Origin of the sequence: Planktothricoides raciborskii GIHE-MW2 (assembly GCF_040564635.1) — a bacterium.
Lineage (GTDB): Bacteria > Cyanobacteriota > Cyanobacteriia > Cyanobacteriales > Laspinemataceae > Planktothricoides > Planktothricoides raciborskii.
In genome coordinates this window covers 1092791-1108088 of record NZ_CP159837.1, presented here as the reverse complement: position 1 = coordinate 1108088, position 15298 = coordinate 1092791, and the positions used below count along the sequence as shown (strand labels likewise).

Annotated in this window: 20 protein-coding genes and 1 pseudogene; 10 read left to right on the top strand and 11 right to left on the bottom strand. The window is 42.3% G+C overall.

Annotation, left to right across the window (positions count from 1 at the left end):
* The first annotated feature begins 61 nt into the window (after positions 1-61).
* From ABWT76_RS04560 to ABWT76_RS04550, 3 genes are all read left to right on the top strand, one after another.
* Positions 62-3277: a hypothetical protein gene (locus ABWT76_RS04560; protein ID WP_354635715.1), complete on the top strand. Its 3216-nt coding sequence runs from the start codon at positions 62-64 to the stop codon at positions 3275-3277.
* Between the two features lie 10 nt (positions 3278-3287).
* Complete coding sequence (locus tag ABWT76_RS04555) at positions 3288-3857, top strand: hypothetical protein (protein ID WP_354635714.1); 570 nt, start codon at positions 3288-3290, stop codon at positions 3855-3857.
* A gap of 82 nt (positions 3858-3939) precedes the next feature.
* Complete coding sequence (locus ABWT76_RS04550; protein ID WP_354635713.1) at positions 3940-4668, top strand: peptidoglycan-binding protein; 729 nt, start codon at positions 3940-3942, stop codon at positions 4666-4668.
* A 108-nt stretch (positions 4669-4776) separates the two neighbouring features.
* Here the strand turns inward: ABWT76_RS04550 and ABWT76_RS04545 are convergent, their stop codons facing one another.
* The 4 genes from ABWT76_RS04545 to ABWT76_RS04530 form a co-directional block, all read right to left on the bottom strand.
* Positions 4777-5160, bottom strand: a complete 384-nt coding sequence (locus ABWT76_RS04545; protein WP_156332080.1) for a hypothetical protein — start codon at positions 5158-5160, stop codon at positions 4777-4779.
* Positions 5161-5166: 6 nt separating this feature from the next.
* Entirely contained in the window at positions 5167-5499 is a 333-nt protein-coding gene (locus ABWT76_RS04540; RefSeq protein ID WP_054469903.1) for a XisI protein, read from the bottom strand.
* Complete coding sequence (locus tag ABWT76_RS04535) at positions 5487-5906, bottom strand: XisH family protein (protein ID WP_354635712.1); 420 nt, start codon at positions 5904-5906, stop codon at positions 5487-5489. The genes ABWT76_RS04540 and ABWT76_RS04535 overlap by 13 nt, the downstream gene beginning before the upstream one ends.
* A 132-nt stretch (positions 5907-6038) precedes the next feature.
* Complete coding sequence (locus tag ABWT76_RS04530; protein WP_354635711.1) at positions 6039-6209, bottom strand: hypothetical protein; 171 nt, start codon at positions 6207-6209, stop codon at positions 6039-6041.
* Positions 6210-6212: 3 nt separating this feature from the next.
* Between ABWT76_RS04530 and ABWT76_RS04525 the strand changes: the two genes are divergently transcribed.
* From ABWT76_RS04525 to ABWT76_RS04505, 5 genes are all read left to right on the top strand, one after another.
* The gene (locus ABWT76_RS04525) at positions 6213-6614 is read left to right on the top strand and encodes an RNase A-like domain-containing protein (protein WP_354635710.1); all 402 of its coding nucleotides are present in this window, start codon (positions 6213-6215) and stop codon (positions 6612-6614) included.
* Positions 6611-6937 (top strand): contact-dependent growth inhibition system immunity protein, encoded by a 327-nt coding sequence (locus ABWT76_RS04520; protein WP_354635709.1) that lies wholly within the window; start codon positions 6611-6613, stop codon positions 6935-6937. Before ABWT76_RS04525 ends, ABWT76_RS04520 begins: the two co-directional genes overlap by 4 nt.
* A gap of 206 nt (positions 6938-7143) precedes the next feature.
* Positions 7144-7572: an RNase A-like domain-containing protein gene (locus ABWT76_RS04515; protein WP_354635708.1), complete on the top strand. Its 429-nt coding sequence runs from the start codon at positions 7144-7146 to the stop codon at positions 7570-7572.
* The gene (locus ABWT76_RS04510) at positions 7557-7682 is read left to right on the top strand and encodes an RNase A-like domain-containing protein (RefSeq protein WP_354636381.1); all 126 of its coding nucleotides are present in this window, start codon (positions 7557-7559) and stop codon (positions 7680-7682) included. Before ABWT76_RS04515 ends, ABWT76_RS04510 begins: the two co-directional genes overlap by 16 nt.
* Positions 7679-8005, top strand: a complete 327-nt coding sequence (locus ABWT76_RS04505) for a contact-dependent growth inhibition system immunity protein (protein WP_354635707.1) — start codon at positions 7679-7681, stop codon at positions 8003-8005. The genes ABWT76_RS04510 and ABWT76_RS04505 overlap by 4 nt, the downstream gene beginning before the upstream one ends.
* Positions 8006-8303: 298 nt before the next feature.
* Here the strand turns inward: ABWT76_RS04505 and ABWT76_RS04500 are convergent, their stop codons facing one another.
* Positions 8304-9008 carry a Uma2 family endonuclease gene (locus ABWT76_RS04500; RefSeq protein WP_354635706.1) on the bottom strand — a complete coding sequence of 235 codons (705 nt, stop codon included), beginning with the start codon at positions 9006-9008 and terminating at the stop codon, positions 8304-8306.
* 472 nt (positions 9009-9480) lie between these two features.
* Between ABWT76_RS04500 and ABWT76_RS04495 the strand changes: the two genes are divergently transcribed.
* Together ABWT76_RS04495 and ABWT76_RS04490 are read left to right on the top strand one after the other, a co-directional pair.
* Positions 9481-9948: a DUF3531 family protein gene (locus tag ABWT76_RS04495; protein ID WP_054469907.1), complete on the top strand. Its 468-nt coding sequence runs from the start codon at positions 9481-9483 to the stop codon at positions 9946-9948.
* A gap of 556 nt (positions 9949-10504) precedes the next feature.
* On the top strand, positions 10505-11509 hold the full coding sequence (locus ABWT76_RS04490) for a pentapeptide repeat-containing protein (protein ID WP_054469908.1): 1005 nt from the start codon (positions 10505-10507) through the stop codon (positions 11507-11509).
* A 1055-nt stretch (positions 11510-12564) separates the two neighbouring features.
* Here the strand turns inward: ABWT76_RS04490 and ABWT76_RS04485 are convergent.
* The 6 genes and pseudogenes from ABWT76_RS04485 to ABWT76_RS04460 form a co-directional block, all read right to left on the bottom strand.
* Positions 12565-13020, bottom strand: a complete 456-nt coding sequence (locus ABWT76_RS04485) for a GatB/YqeY domain-containing protein (protein WP_054469946.1) — start codon at positions 13018-13020, stop codon at positions 12565-12567.
* A 183-nt stretch (positions 13021-13203) separates the two neighbouring features.
* Complete coding sequence (locus ABWT76_RS04480; protein WP_190880947.1) at positions 13204-13317, bottom strand: DUF1517 domain-containing protein; 114 nt, start codon at positions 13315-13317, stop codon at positions 13204-13206.
* Between the two features lie 65 nt (positions 13318-13382).
* Positions 13383-13505 (bottom strand): annotated as a pseudogene (locus tag ABWT76_RS04475) (hypothetical protein); the annotation flags it as partial.
* A gap of 107 nt (positions 13506-13612) precedes the next feature.
* On the bottom strand, positions 13613-13822 hold the full coding sequence (locus ABWT76_RS04470; RefSeq protein WP_054469945.1) for a hypothetical protein: 210 nt from the start codon (positions 13820-13822) through the stop codon (positions 13613-13615).
* Positions 13823-13909: 87 nt separating this feature from the next.
* Complete coding sequence (locus ABWT76_RS04465; RefSeq protein ID WP_156332086.1) at positions 13910-14464, bottom strand: cyclopropane-fatty-acyl-phospholipid synthase family protein; 555 nt, start codon at positions 14462-14464, stop codon at positions 13910-13912.
* A gap of 274 nt (positions 14465-14738) precedes the next feature.
* The gene (locus ABWT76_RS04460) at positions 14739-15251 is read right to left on the bottom strand and encodes an adenine phosphoribosyltransferase (RefSeq protein WP_054469949.1); all 513 of its coding nucleotides are present in this window, start codon (positions 15249-15251) and stop codon (positions 14739-14741) included.
* Positions 15252-15298: the final 47 nt, after the last annotated feature.

Below are 15298 nucleotides of genomic sequence, written 5' to 3'. Positions count from 1 at the left end.
GACTACATTCACACAACATAAAACCCTTTGACCTATGTACTCACAGTTTATTCACGGAAAATTGGTTAGCAACAGAGACCCTAGATATCAGCTTGTTGCTCATAGCGCTGACTTGACCAATGCAGCTAATTTAAAAATTATGGCAGAAAGAACTCATCGCTTTTGGGGTGCAACAGCGCCAGATAGACAACCAAAGGTAGTTGGTATCTTTTGCCAAGGGGATAATTTGGTGTTAGTCAAAGCCGAAACTGCTGTAGATGATCGTGGTCATTCTGTTATCTGCGGAGGTAGCGATTTCGTTCAGCACCGCTATGTTTTTATTCCCGTCACATCCATGTCAGCGTTGCAAGGTCGGGCATTTAAACTACTCCTTTGGATGTTTAAACAACCCATCCCCCTCTTGACAGAGTTTAATGCCAATTTAGAACCTTTATCTATTCCAATTTTAGAAGAGCAAATATCAGCCGAAACTATAGATAAAGAAATTGATAAAATTCGGCAATGCTGGCAATATGGCAACGAGCAAAAGCCTTTAGTTTTATCGGCGTTAGCAGCAATAATTAACGGCAAAAGGCTCCTGCTCACCAATGAGCAAACAGGTATTCCTCCTCAGAACTGGATGGAGATCATTTTGCTCCTACTACCTGCTAGTATTCGTCCTAAAATATCCGTTGCCGTCGGAACCCTTGATGAGCAGCAATGCCCTTGGGCAACACTGGTGGTGAAAACCAATCAACATTCTTCTCGATCGCTGCCCGAAAATATGATTTTGCTGAATCGTGTTAATCAAACATTTCAGGGACAGGCTGACGAGAGTACATTTGAAAACTCCTATGTTGATTACATACGCGACCATATAACCACCGCGACCGCGCCAGATACACTTAAGCGACTGATTCAACAACTAGATACAATTGCTGACAATGATATTACCCTGGAGTCCCTAGCTGACCCCAAAATAATTGTCCGCCTGATTCGCGCATTACCTGAAGAAAAACAAAACGAGTTTTTGACAAAATATCTCTCTGAATTGAGTATCGATATTTGGGATGTGTTAATTCAACTAATAAGCAAGGAAGATTATCAACAGGGATTTGTGTTTGCCTGTCAAGAAATTGTCCGGTTAATTCCCGCATTACCTGAACAAAAGCAAGATGAGTGCTTGACTAAATATCTCTCTGGATTGACTCTCGATATTTGGGATGTGTTAATTCAACTAATAAGCAAGGAAGATTATCAACAGGGATTTGTGTTTGCCCGTAAAGAAATTGTCCGGTTAATTCCCGCATTACCTAAAGAAAAGCAAGATGAGTGCTTGACTAAATATCTCTCTGGATTGACTATCCATATTTGGGATGGATTAATCCCCCTGATAATCAATGAAGATTATCAACAGGGACTTATGTTTGCCTGGAAAGAGTTAGCTAAAAAGGCTTTTTTAGAACCTCAAGCGATTACCCTAATGTTGAGGGTTTGGAGTCGCCTTATAAATGCCAAGTTAGTTCTGCTGCTAGATGAACTAGGGCAAAATTTACCCTTAGCTGAAATATTACTGAAGCAAGGGCTATTAGAGCAGAACCGCCGCGACAGTAAAGATCCTGAAATTGTCTTAAAATTCATTGGACTCTGTACAATTTTGGTAGCTGATAAAGCTAAATCTGATTTCTCAGAGGCATGGGAATTGGCTACCAATCATCTTGCCTTACCACTAACCAAGTTTTTTTTTCAAACTGAGCCTGAGAAAGAGACTTTTTCGCTACTCGATACCGCCCTGCTAGGTGAAGTTCCTGTTGAAGTTTTATCCAACCGTTTCACCTCAAATCTGGCTGGTTTATTGCCTAGTATTGAGGTGGAACAGTTCAAACAGAGTAATTTACGCCAACAGCTTACCACAAAAAACCCAAAAGTAGCAGAATTGCTTGACACCCTTGTTGCAGAGGGCAATGCAGGTTTAACAAAACTGCCGCAGATAGCCCACTTAATAGAGATGGATAACGCCGCAAAGGATAATTGGTACGCAACATTTCTGAAAAAATGGTCTCCTTCCCAGGAACAAGCCAAGTTGCTATTGGTTGAGGTGATTAAAGACACCCCAAATTCTCGTAATAATTTCAGTCGCGATGATTTTCATACAACCTATACTTGGTTTGAGCAACAGCAGCCTGAACTCAAGGCAATTTTCGAGAGCATCCAGCAGAATTATATCTGTGAAAATTGGATCAACTTGGCTCAGGCTATCTATGAAACCCAAAAAGAGCAGACTGAATTTGTGGACACCTTAGTGGGAAATATCTTCCCTGGTCCGGTGATGCAAAAATGGCTCCCGCTAATCGATGATAATGAGGATATCAGGAAAAATGTTATTGACAAATCCTCTGCATGGCAAAGTCTTGCCCTTGACAATTTCAATCAGCTTGTTCCTAGTTCCCAACAGTATGTTTCTGCGTTGACGCGCTGTTTGCGAGATGGCTCGCGCCTTGACTGGATTAAGGGTGACTTACTGCATTACCTTTGCCGAACCTGGATAGAACAAAAGAAAGTTGATGAGGACTTGAAAAATTTTGTCACCAGCCCTAGCGTGACTAATACATTTACAAATAACGACTGGTTAAATCTGCAACGTCTTAGTTGGGAACCAGAAATTGATCTAGAACTACCGCTGGGGGTTAAAACTGCTCTGACCCCCGATCTACTATTGTCTTTGCAGAGTTATGCGAAGACAATAATACCTCGCTACACCTGTCCCAAACAAACGCGCAAGTTGCTTAATGATTGTAAAGCATGGGGTTTAAGTTGCACTGAACAAAAAGATATTCTCAAAGCTGCACTCCCTCAAGCCTGCAATGCTGATTTGATAATCCCCTATCTCTACGATAAAGATAAAGCAATTAATCCCGCTGAAGAACAGCAGTTAATAGGATTGTTACTTCAACTGCAATTGAACAACGAAAAAAGAGAAGAAATATCTGATGTAGAAAAATTTTCTGTCGAGGCTTTCACTCAATACATATTACCAAACAAAAATATGACCCTGCTCAAGTGGTGGCGAGATAAAGCGGTCGAAAAAGAGCTTTACAAAGAAGCATTTTCCAGTGCTGCTCAAAAATATGTGCAGAAGATATCTATAACGGATTTCTTAAACTATCTTGAAGATTTGAAAAAATCTTTGCTAGTTGAAGAGTCTGGCTTGATGTTCAAGGCAACATTTAGCTGGATACCAGTACCAGAATCTTTAATTCAACCCATTATTGATTGTATTTCTAACTCCACATTTTAAGGAAACTCAAATGACTGCACAACCACCTAACTCTAGTCCACCTTGGAAATGCACCGGCGTTTCTACCAATCCACACGCGGAGGCGATCAATAATACTAATAAGTGCCAATACTGTGATAGAATATACGATGATTATCTCAAAGACCATAAAGCTGCCATCAAAAGGAGGAATAGGCTTCTTCATTTAGGTAAAAATCAGGGTGCATATCAAGCTGATATAATATTTAACTGTGGTATAGACCACGGAGTAAAGATGATGAAAAACAGCATTATATACAGCTTAATTACTGCCCAACTAATACCCGTAGTATTGATGGTTGTCACCGGCAGTTTTCCCGACGATTTTGGTGACTGGGTAATAGTTATATCGTTCTCCTCACTTATGGGAATTGGTTGTGGACTCGCCTCCAGTTTTTCCGGTTATAGTGCAAAATATAGTAAATTAGCTAGAAAAAACCAAGACCAAATTGTTATAGCAAAAATAAATGCCTTGATTGCAGAAGGAGCAATAAAGCCAGAGATAGGAATTGAAGTTAAAAGGGCAATTGTTAACCAAATGTCAAAGCAAAGCAAGTTCTGAAGAGCGATCGCTCAGACTCGAATTACACAGTGATTCTATGATGCCCGAGGAAATCAGAGCACCTAATTTTAAGGAAACTCAAATGAATGCACAACCATCTAACTCTAACCAATCTTGGAAATGCACCGGCGTTTCTACCAATCCACACGCGGAGGCAATTAATAATACTAAGAAGTGCCAATACTGTGATAGAACATACGATGATTATCTCAAAGACCATAAACTTGAGATTTTTCAGAAAAGACTACTATCCTATTCTGGTATGGCCGCGATCGCTGCCTTATTGCTACTTATTTCTGCTGGTGTGTATGCAAGACAAAAATTTGCGGAAGCCGATCGCGCAATTAGGCAGCTTGAGCAGACAAAGACTGAACTTGCTCAAGTCAATGCCGACTTAAAGAAAGCAGAACAAGAATTAGAGACAGCCAACGAAAAACTGCAACGAGTTCCTAAATTAGAAAAGTTACTGGCAGACACTCAGAATAAATTAGAGTCAACCAAAACCCAACTGCAAACCACCCAATATAATTTGACGCAAACCAATCAAAACTTGACTCAAACCAAGCATAAATTACAACAACGGGAGCAGCAAATTACTGAAGGAAGTAAATGCGTTAAGTTAATCGGGGAAATTAACAATGTCATCTGGGAAGGTGCCGCGTTAAATCCTGACGGAGTTATGAGGATTCAGCAAACTTTGCAATCTGTTGGTTTCTATCAAGGTGAAATAGATGGAATTTTGGCCTATAGCACCAGAAAATCTATTGAGAATTTTCAGCGAGATTGCCAAGCCAAGTTGGAGCGGCAGTAGTGGCTAAGTCTTTGAATAAATTATGCCTAAAAAATTTATCAAAAAACTCGGTTTTTGTTCTCCCGCTTTCAACCCAGAAACCGGGTTTGTAGCATAATCTCTGCATCCCTACCAAGATTTAATTAAGAAACCCGGTTTCTTTTTACCTACCCGGTTTCTTTGGTGGAGGCGCTTTTCGTGGAGTGTCAGAAACCGGGTTGATTTATGGGTGTTAAGAAACAGGGTTTTTTCACAAAGATTTCGGTTGTGATGCAGAGATTGTCGCAGAAACCCGGTTTTTTTTCTGGGAAGCGATCGCGCTTTTAGTGAGGTTTCAGAAACCGGGTTTCTTAACCAAAATTTTGGTGGTGATGCAACAGTTAACGCAGAAACCCGGTTTCTTTTTCCAGGAGCGATCGCGCTTTTCCTCGGTGTTAAGAAACCGGGTTTCTTAATTAAGCTTTTGGTTGGGGGGCAAAGATTGTCGCAGAAACCCGGTTTCTTTTTTCCCATCAAAAATTAAGCCACGGCAAATTCAGTAAACTGCCGCACATAAGGGGAACGAAATCCCAAAACAATATCGGTTTTTGGCACTCCTAATTCCATCAACTGATTTGCCAATCCTTCTTCTGTAAAATCGCGCTGAATCCAAATCTTGCCATCTTTGATATCGATATGAATCGGACATCCATACATTCGTTCTTCATCATGCCATCCCACATACAACAATAAATAGCGATCGCGTTCTGTATCAAAAACAATTTCAGTAGTTTCTACATCTTTTTCTGACCGATCGCTGGCGTGTTGAGAGATAACTTTCTGAACTAAATCTCGATAATTTAACTTTTCCATAAAATGATCTCCTGTTTTTCTGCATGAAATACCAATAGTTTTATTTGATATCGTTCCAACACCGTTTGCACAAACGAATCTGTGAAAAACTCTTGATAAATATCGTTGGGTACAGCCAAATACAGAACTCGTTCTGGTGCCAATTTTTCCAAGGCTAATTGATAGTTAAGAAACTGACCAACAGCAGTATGAAATTCTGAGATAGTCGATCGGCCAACAAAACTTTTCACCTCCACTGCTATTTTTTGTTCTCCCCTTTCAGCCGATAATAATTTTTCTGCGCCTAAATCTATCTGAATGCTAACTTGCACAGTAACTTTGACAAACAGAGGATCGTGGGTAATTGTCCATCCATCTTTTTCCAGGGCTAAACGCACGGTATCGTGAAAGATATCTTTGGCTGACATGATTAGAAAGATTTATTTTCATCATTATAAGTTAGTCAGTAACCTTTAATAACTTAAGAGGTTAGCCTTTCTACTAAATTATAGCTAAAATCTCGTCATTTTCCCAAGCGATCGCCCCAAAATCCCTCTATCTCAGAACCCATAAACCGGGTTGATTCCTGGGTGTTCAGAAACCGGGTTTCTTAACCAAAATTTTGGTTGTGATGCAACAGTTAACGCAGAAACCCGGTTTCTTTTCAGGGAAGCGATCGCTTTTTCGGGAAATTTATAGTAAAATAAATCAATGCAGACAGTAAAATCCAACCCGTGACGAACTTTAGTAATATAACTCCAGGTGGAGGTCTAACAGCCCATGAATTAGCCGGAGGACATACATTAGCACGGCACGTTGATGTAACAGAAACCAAACTCGCTAATCGGCTTGTTAATCAAATAGCTATTCCCCGCTCATCATCGTTCACCAATCGAGAAATTGCGGAACAAGTCATAGCAGATGCGATCGCGAATAACCAAACCCAAATTACCAATTGGCTTGCTGGTAATTCTTCTCGGTTACAAATCAAGCATACTGCGACTAAATCTATCGGCGTTACTTTAACTCGCGGGGATTCTAATTCCGCACCCGCGCAAAACATACAAATTGTTTTAAAACGAGATTCTAACCTACCATTAGGATACTATATTCTGACGGCATACCCAGAACTATGACCGAAAAAAATTTCCCCGCCCTCGCTCAATTTTGCGGCGCTTACTTTCATCAAGACTGGGAGTTAGAAGCCCCCGATGCTCTCGCCGTTATCAGCAACTACCTTAAAGATGAGTCGCTGGAACAAGTAGAAGCAAACATCAAAGAAATCGAATATTTGCTTTCCCAAAATCTCGCAAATGAGCAATTAAAAAATCTGCTAGAATGTGAATTAAACTGTTACTACAATCCTACTGCTTATGGTATATCTCACTCCGACTGGTTGCTCTGGGTGCAGATATCTCTAAAACAAGGAATTTCTATCAGAAGTCCTTTGTTAGCATAAATTGGTGCAATTTCCGTAAGTGCGATTCCCTCGCGTGAGCTTCGCGATCGCGCCTTTCATGGGTGTTAATAAACCGGGTTTATTACCCAAAATTTTGGTTGTGATGCAACAGTTAACGCAGAAACCCGGTTTCTTTTCAGGGAAGCGATCGCTTTTTCGGGAAATTTATAGTAAAATAAATCAATGCAGACAGTAAAATCCAACCCGTGACGAACTTTAGTAATATAACTCCAGGTGGAGGTCTAACAGCCCATGAATTAGCCGGAGGACATACATTAGCACGGCACGTTGATGTAACAGAAACCAAACTCGCTAATCGGCTTGTTAATCAAATAGCTATTCCCCGCTCATCATCGTTCACCAATCGAGAAATTGCGGAACAAGTCATAGCAGATGCGATCGCGAATAACCAAACCCAAATTACCAATTGGCTTGCTGGTAATTCTTCTCGGTTACAAATCAAGCATACTGCGACTACAGCGGTTTTCAGATTACTGAACCACGGTAGGGCGAAGCATTCCGGCAGTCAGGTTAATATTCTAAGTAATAAGCTATCTGCCGGAATGCTTCGCCCCTACAAAAATTTGTGGTTTACTCAACATAAAATTGCTGTAAACCTATCGGCGTTACTTTAACTCGCGGGGATTCTAATTCCGTACCCGCGCAAAACATACAAATTGTTTTAAAACGAGATTTTAACGTACCATTAGGATACTATATTCTGACGGCATACCCAGAACTATGACCGAAAAAAATTTCCCCGCCCTCGCTCAATTTTGCGGCGCTTACTTCCATCAAGACTGGGAGTTAGAAGCCCCCGATGCTCTCGCCGTTATCAGCAACTACCTTAAAGATGAGTCGCTGGAACAAGTAGAAACAACCATCAAAGAAATCGAACATTTGCTTTCCCAAAATCTCGCAACCGAGCAATTAAAAAATCTGCTAGAATGTGAATTAAACTGTTACTACAATCCTACTGCTTATGGTATATCTCACTCCGACTGGTTGCTCTGGGTGCAGATATCTCTAAAACAAGGAATTTCTATCAGAAGTCCTTTGTTAGCATAAATTGGTGCAATTTCCGTAAGTGCGATTCCCTCGCGTGAGCTTCGCGATCGCGCCTTTCATGGGTGTTAATAAACCGGGTTTATTACCCAATATTTTGGTTGTGATGCAACAGTTAACGCAGAAACCCGGTTTCTTTTCAGGGAAGCGATCGCCCCTTTCTTGCAGATCCAAAAACCGGGTTTTTTCACAAATATTTCGGTGGTGATGCTTTCAATTGTCGCAAAAATCAGGTTTTTTTTTCTCCGCCAAAACCGGGTTTTTTTTCTGTGTCCTCTGTGCCTCTGTGGTCAATAAGATTCTAGAAATCAAATTCCTCTGGATCAATTCCTAAACTTCTCAGTTTGGCTGCTAATTTATCTGCCTTTTGTTTAGCCACGAGTATTTCTTTTTCTGCGGTTAAAAGTCGCTCCTCTGGAGTTAAATATCTTTCTCCTTTGTCATCATACCAATATAGCCATTCTCGGTTAATCCCTTGATAGGTTCCCACCCCACGACCGATGCCTAAATTTATCTCTGATAACCACACAGGTTCACCTGGTAATAATTGATATTCTCCTTCTACAAGTCGATACACTTCTAACCGGGCTTTTCTTTTCCGCAACGGCTTATAAATCACATAATATAAGATGCCCAGTTGAGCGTATTCTAATTTTTTATCGGTATATTCTCCCCGGCGAGTTTGGGAAACTACTTCTAACACCATTAATGGCAGTTTTTGCTCTTCCCATAACACATAGGATAACCGTAAATCTGAGTCAATAATTCGGGGAACTCCGATAGAAAGAAATCCATCAGGAACGATCGCCGGTTGGTAAGGATCGTAATAAATCCCCATATCCACCCCAAAAAACCAATCCATTTTTTCTGACCAAATTAATGCCAGAATTGCTTCAAGTAGTCCAGGAATCAGATGTTGTAGTTGATTATCCACAGGTGTATCATCAGAATCGGGTAAATCTTCAGCGGAAGGCAAGCAATGTCTAGGATTATATTCTAGTAGCATAATCTTAAAAACCGTTTAACGTTATGTTTATTTTAGCAAAATATTGGCAGAATGAGGTAAAAGAAACCGGGTTTCTATCAAAAACTGGGGATTTCAGGATAGATGCTTATAGAAACCCTGAAACAGGGTTCGGGGGCGATCGGGGGACTAGATTAGTCCCAGCAAATCAGCCGATTAATTGCTGTTAGGATCGATTACCGCTTCGATAAGTCTGGTGGATCACATATTTGTAACGGCGTTGCATTCGGCTAGTTATCTTAATTGTTCTTTCCCGATAATTAACTGCCCGGTATGCTTGCGCTATGCCGTCAGGCTTTATGCTTCGCCCCTACAGTCTTACTATCAGATTTACAAATACGAGATGCTTCCTTTGTACCTTGACGCTCGATTCTCCTGTAAATCTGGATCTGAAGACTTAATCGGTCTAAACTGGGCTATAATATCAATCAAACCAAATATATAATCTAACGTCATGCAAGTCTATTTTCGCGAATTTAATCCTTTTGATGTCTGGTTTTGGCTAGAGTTTAGCACCGTTCCTAGCGACCAAGAAAAGCAATATATTGAGGAAGTTCTTGACTCCTGGTTTTTACTCGGTAAGCTGGGCGGATTCAATGCGGAGAATTTACAAGTCCAGGATACTGGGATTGACATTAGTTATATGCATTATGAATTGGATTACGCTGACCAAAGTCTCACTTCTTTAATGCACAATATGGGCGAGTTGGAATACCAGGGAACCTGGGCAAGATGTTGGTTTGATTTGGGCACCAGTGATGCGATCGCGATCGATATCCTGATTAATGCCCTGCAAAAACTCAGCTTAGAATATGTAGAAATCCAGCAACTTATTATTGGGGGAAAAAATGAAGACTGGCCCATAGACTATCAGGATATTCCTGCCCTCTTTGCTGAGGCAAACTATCAAGAATATAATTAATTCAACCATCGGGGATCATCATCCCCATTATCATCGATAGGTAAAAAAATCAAATAATCGGCAAGCATATGCTTTTCCCTAGCGAAGTCTCCCTTACCCGAAGATCGCCGGAAAATCAAGCAATTGCTGCCAATTTAAAGATAACTTTAAAAAAACCGGGCAATATGAATTTTGCTTAAAGTCGTCTCCGAATAACTACAGAGTGATATTGCATCCGCAACGCCGAAGCGCGATCGCACCACTAGCAAAAATACCAAAAATACCAAAATAGAGTCCCAGGTTTTTTGTAACAAAAAATTAAGACATAAACTTATTTGCCTAAATCTGATACTATATAAACAACAGATAAATACCAGCAGTTTACCGTAAAATATGCTGATGATATCGGCACTCATTAGCCAGTTTACAGTAGCCAGTTTACAGTAGCCAGTTTACAGTTAACCAAGCAGTAAAAAAATTATCGAGATTAAGTAAGACGGGTGTAATTCTATAAGCGAAGTCAACATTGTTGCTGGGAATCTATCTGAGTCGATTTATCGCTCGTGAGGTTCTAATCATGAAGGAAAATGAAGTTTTAAACCGATATTCCAGAGGAGAACGGGATTTTCGCGGATTTGACCTATCCTCTGCTAACTTAATTGGTGCGGAGCTTACCCACGCTAACTTCTCCGGGGATAATTTAATGGAGGCATCCTTCGCTCGCGGTCATTTAGAACGCTGTTTTTTAATGGAAGTCAACTTAAACGGTGCATTTCTTTATAGTACCAATTTAAGTTATGTCAAACTCAAAGGTAGCAATTTAATTGAAGCGGATCTCACGAAAGCCAATCTCACCGGCGCACAATTGCCGAATGTGGATCTCACTGGGGCAAAATTAACGGGTGCGGTGCTGGACTGGGTGAGTCTTTATCGAGCGAACTTACCGGGAGTTAACCTCTGTGGGGCTAACTTAAATGGGATTAACTTGCGTTGTGCCAACCTCACGGGAGCTAACCTGAATTGGACTAACCTCAGTGGTGCCAGATTAAGTGGGGCATTGCTCAAAGGGGCACAAATGAATGGGGTGAAACTGAGTCGAGCTTTTTTAAATGGTTTAGACCTTGGCGCGGTAAATTTCAGTGCCATGGAACTCATCGAAGTGAAAATGAGTGGCGGAAAATTTCAAGGTTCTAACTTTAGTGGTGCTAACCTCAGCGGTTCTCAATTAAGAAATGTGAAAATGGATGAGGCGAACTTGAGAGGTGCAGACTTGCACAATAGCAATTTAAGCAAAAGCTGCTTTCTCCAAGCCAACTTAATGAAAACAGACCTGCGAGAAGCTGACTTGAGAAACGCAGACCTCAGTGGTGCGAATTTGAATTTAGCGAAATTGACCGGGGCAGACTTATCCAATGCCAACCTACAAGGAGCATATTTGTGGGGGGCGAATCTCGACGGCGTTTGCTTGCGAGGTGCGGATCTCCGGGGTGCCAGCTTGCGAGATGCGGCGATCGTCGGCGCTGATTTAAGGGAAGCGTTGTTAACAGGTGCGACCATGCCCGATGGTAGTATTCATGGGTAAAGTTTGCGTAAAGTTATTGTGATTAGTTACTGGTTGCTAGTTATTCGTGATTTGTTAAAGCCAATCACGAATAACTAACAACAGGGTGTAGGGTGTAGGGTGTAGGGTGTAGGGAAGAGTGAATAGTGAATAGTGAATAGTGAATAGTGAATAGTGAATAGTGGTATTTCATTGAAATGCATCACTTTTCACTTTTAACTTTTCACTTTCCCCAACCAACAACCAAAGAATCCCTACCGGTAGGGGTCGATGGGAGCTTCACAACTCCCACCTCCCATTCAGAACGGAGCGTGCCACTTTCGCGGCACTCCGCTCCTAGCTGCGCTTGCTAAACCAATAGCATCCTAATGGGGAAGTCGTTAAACGTTCCCGTTTGGCATAGCGTTCATCCTTTGTCCCTTTAAAATCACACCATGTCGTAAGCGACTGGTTTTGTGCGTCCTTTGGACTTACTAATAATCGCTAACTTCACAGCCGTGGCACGTCTGCATATCCACTGGCAAAACCGGCGGAAAAGAGCTTTCTTGCCACATCCCATTCCCAATATTTCATCCGCTTACACACTATCGCTACTTACCATTACTGGTAAGAGAAATATGGGTTTACTTCGTTCCCTAGTGGTGGTTGAATGCGCTTTTAGGGTCTTCCCTGTCCCCCTAGGTATTTCTGGGATTCCTTTGTGACTGACTTGTTAAATTCGTCACCTTTCCCTATGCCATTTTGGACGCAGCGTAACAAGCAGTTTCGCTACTTTTGTTTGGAGAGGGTTCAAGCCGGGAATTCGCTCTCGCTGCCCATGAGCGCTTGACTTGCTGATTTTTCCCATCTGCTTAGGGATGATCAGCTTTCCTACCCGCTTCACGAGTAAAGATAGTGAATCTTTACCGTGGGGTGAGGTGTCTATGACCTCGGAGGAAAAACCCTCCGGGAATCTTTGTCTACAGGACTATCCTGTACACCCCCAGAGTTATGTAGGTCAGAACCTACACCAGACGCACGTTTTGGGTTTTATCCCTAGACTTTCCGCCTGAACGAATCGCACTAACAACTAACAACTATCCTAGTTTGGCTTTGACGATTTCTTGGACTTTTTTGCCATCGGCTTTTCCTTTTAACTGCTGCATGGCAGGCCCCATGACTTTACCGATATCTTTGATGGAGGTGGCGCAGACTTGAGCGATGATCGCTTCAATGGTACTGGCGATTTCGGCGTCGGAAAGTTGACTGGGCAAGTATTCTTCTATGATGGCTAGTTCCTGGGCTTCTTGGGCAGCTAGATCCTCGCGACCAACTTGTTGATATTGCTCGATCGCGTCTCTTCGTTGTTTCGCCAACTGCACCAGTAATTCAATTTCTTGTTCTTCCGTTAAGCTATCCTGACCGGACGGACGGACGCTGACTTCTTTTTCCAGAATCAGCTTTTTGATACTCCGCACCGTTTCCAAGCGGATTTTATCTTTAGCTTTCATGGCGGCCTTAATTTCTTCGCCAATGCGGTCTTTTAAGCTCATAAATATTACCCTTTCTTGACTGTCTTGATTGGTTTTCCACACCCTATCATAACCGATGAAAACATCTGCTTTTGGGAGCGATCGCCGATTTTCTCCTAATTATTATCAAGCAGTTATGCTCACTCAGTCCCCAGATATCTAACTTCCCCCAAATATCTAACCCCCGTCTGCACGGGGGCAGGCTTAGATCGGGATTAAATCACTATAATCTTGAGCAAATTGCGAGGCGGACAGGCTATCAGTTGCCAATTGCGGACTCCACAATAATTCAAAAATCAGCAGATATTCTGGCGGCATTGCGGCCTTTGTAATGCAGCTTTTAATTCAGCGGCAGATTTAATAGATGCAAATAAGGGGCGATCTTAAGCGGTGCCGATTAACAAGGTGACAACAATATAATCCGCTTCAACCTGTTCTAAGTCATCAATTATAGGGGCAGTTTGGGTAATATTTCCCTGAATATTACTGAGGGTTTCTGCACTGAACTTTTGCCGTGCTGATCAAGAAAATGTTTTTAACAATTATTGGGCATTTTTCCGGTCATTCACCGTTTGCGAACTACCAATAAAATGCGTCTAATCTGGATAATTATTTAACAAATTTTCCAGGTAACTTTGCATTGCCATAAACCTAGATCGCTTTTTAGGTCGGTTTCCATGACTAATTGGGATAAGTTGCTTTGAAGCGATTCGCGGTAGCAATCCGCTTCGCGGAATCGCGCTGCGGCTTTCAGGGCAATCTGAATTTTGGTTAGAGTGACAATATCGTTGTCTAATTCATTGGGTTCACTGAGATTAAGCATAGAAAATTTTCCAGAAATTTTTAGGGATTTCAAGGGTCAAAAATCAGCCATAATTTTCACCAGAAATCCTCAACCCCAATTCAGGTTTTAGGAAGAGGGCTGCATGAGATAAAAAACATAACCGAAACAATCTCCAAAGCGATCGCAAATATCAATTTCTTTTGCCCTTGCGGCCAACACCTCGGCCAATCCTGGATTCTGACTCGCTTCAGGTTGTAGCTGACGCACCCGCTTTGCCAATGGGGTCAAATATTCGTCCCACCAAGCCGACCGGGGCAAAATGAAATGATCGAACACTTGATAACCCGCCGCCTCCGCTAATTTTATGTTGCCCGCGATCGGGGTCATGGCTGGATATTCGGCTTGCCAAAAGTCCAGAACTTCTTGGGGGGGTGCGGAAATCAGCCAAGTAGCTTCGCTGACCACCAGGCAGCCGCCCTCTCGTAACAAAGGACGGCACAATTTTAAGCCATTGGCAAATCCCAGGATATAAATCGAAGCTTCTGCCCATATGAGATCGATACTACCCGGAGCATCTTCTAACTGCGCCATATCTTGCTGGCGGATCGTGATTAAATGATCCAGTCCTCGGTCCACGGCAGCTTGCTGAAGTCGCAATAGGTAGGGAAGATGGAATTGCAAGGAAATCAACCGCTGCGAACGGCCACTGGAGTTCCTGCGCTAATACCAGGGTTTGCCGTCCCAGACCACAACCCAGATCCAAAATTTGCCCGCCCCAGGGTTCAATAAAATCGCGCGATCGCAGCCAACCGGGTAAACGATGAATCGCCTCACGTTGCTTCATCGCTGCCGGGGCCTTCCCTGGGGATATCGCAATGCAGGGTAAATAAAGCGTCTAAATCCATACTTTTCTCTTCGTGGCCATAACACAATTATCCAAGAAACCGGGTTTCTTTTAATATTCAACCATTGAGATAATCGGGACATTGGGGAGTTTTTCTCTACCACCCAAGGCCAATAATTCCACCACAAAGCAAAAACCGACTAATTCTGCCCCCGCTTGCTGAACCATCTTAGCCGCAGCTTGAGCCGTACCCCCGGTGGCAATTAAATCGTCAACAATTAAGACGCGATCGCCTTCTTTGAGGGCATCTTGGTGCATTTCCAAGCGGTCGGTGCCATATTCAAGCTCGTACTCCACGGAATAAACCGCCCCTGGCAGCTTGCCCGGTTTCCGCACCGGAATAAAACCCACCCCCAACTTATAAGCCAACGGGGTGCCAAAAATAAACCCACGAGACTCCATTCCCAGAATATAATCTGGCTGAAGGGGCGCACAGACTGCCGCCATCAGGTCAATCACACCTCGCAGACCATCAGGATTTTGCAGTAGGGTGGTAATATCTCGAAACATAATTCCCGGTTTGGGAAAATCAGGGATATTGCGAATGAGAGATTTGATATCCATAAATCGATAATTTTGCGGGTGAATATAAGTTGTAGATTTTAACCAGG

Bases quoted from the DNA above. Each gene is read 5' to 3' on its own strand.
- ABWT76_RS04490 (WP_054469908.1), top strand. From the start codon at position 10,505: ATGAAGGAAAATGAAGTTTTAAACCGATATTCCAGAGGAGAACGGGAT.
- ABWT76_RS04520 (WP_354635709.1), top strand. From the start codon at position 6,611: ATGACCGAAAAAAATTTCCCCGCCCTCGCTCAATTTTGCGGCGCTTAC.
- ABWT76_RS04500 (WP_354635706.1), bottom strand. From the start codon at position 9,008: ATGCTACTAGAATATAATCCTAGACATTGCTTGCCTTCCGCTGAAGAT.
- ABWT76_RS04535 (WP_354635712.1), bottom strand. From the start codon at position 5,906: ATGTCAGCCAAAGATATCTTTCACGATACCGTGCGTTTAGCCCTGGAA.
- ABWT76_RS04485 (WP_054469946.1), bottom strand. From the start codon at position 13,020: ATGAGCTTAAAAGACCGCATTGGCGAAGAAATTAAGGCCGCCATGAAA.
- ABWT76_RS04550 (WP_354635713.1), top strand. From the start codon at position 3,940: ATGAATGCACAACCATCTAACTCTAACCAATCTTGGAAATGCACCGGC.
- ABWT76_RS04495 (WP_054469907.1), top strand. From the start codon at position 9,481: ATGCAAGTCTATTTTCGCGAATTTAATCCTTTTGATGTCTGGTTTTGG.
- ABWT76_RS04540 (WP_054469903.1), bottom strand. From the start codon at position 5,499: ATGGAAAAGTTAAATTATCGAGATTTAGTTCAGAAAGTTATCTCTCAA.
- ABWT76_RS04505 (WP_354635707.1), top strand. From the start codon at position 7,679: ATGACCGAAAAAAATTTCCCCGCCCTCGCTCAATTTTGCGGCGCTTAC.
- ABWT76_RS04470 (WP_054469945.1), bottom strand. From the start codon at position 13,822: ATGCTTAATCTCAGTGAACCCAATGAATTAGACAACGATATTGTCACT.
- ABWT76_RS04545 (WP_156332080.1), bottom strand. From the start codon at position 5,160: ATGGGAAAAAAGAAACCGGGTTTCTGCGACAATCTTTGCCCCCCAACC.
- ABWT76_RS04460 (WP_054469949.1), bottom strand. From the start codon at position 15,251: ATGGATATCAAATCTCTCATTCGCAATATCCCTGATTTTCCCAAACCG.
- ABWT76_RS04480 (WP_190880947.1), bottom strand. From the start codon at position 13,317: ATGCCGCCAGAATATCTGCTGATTTTTGAATTATTGTGGAGTCCGCAA.
- ABWT76_RS04555 (WP_354635714.1), top strand. From the start codon at position 3,288: ATGACTGCACAACCACCTAACTCTAGTCCACCTTGGAAATGCACCGGC.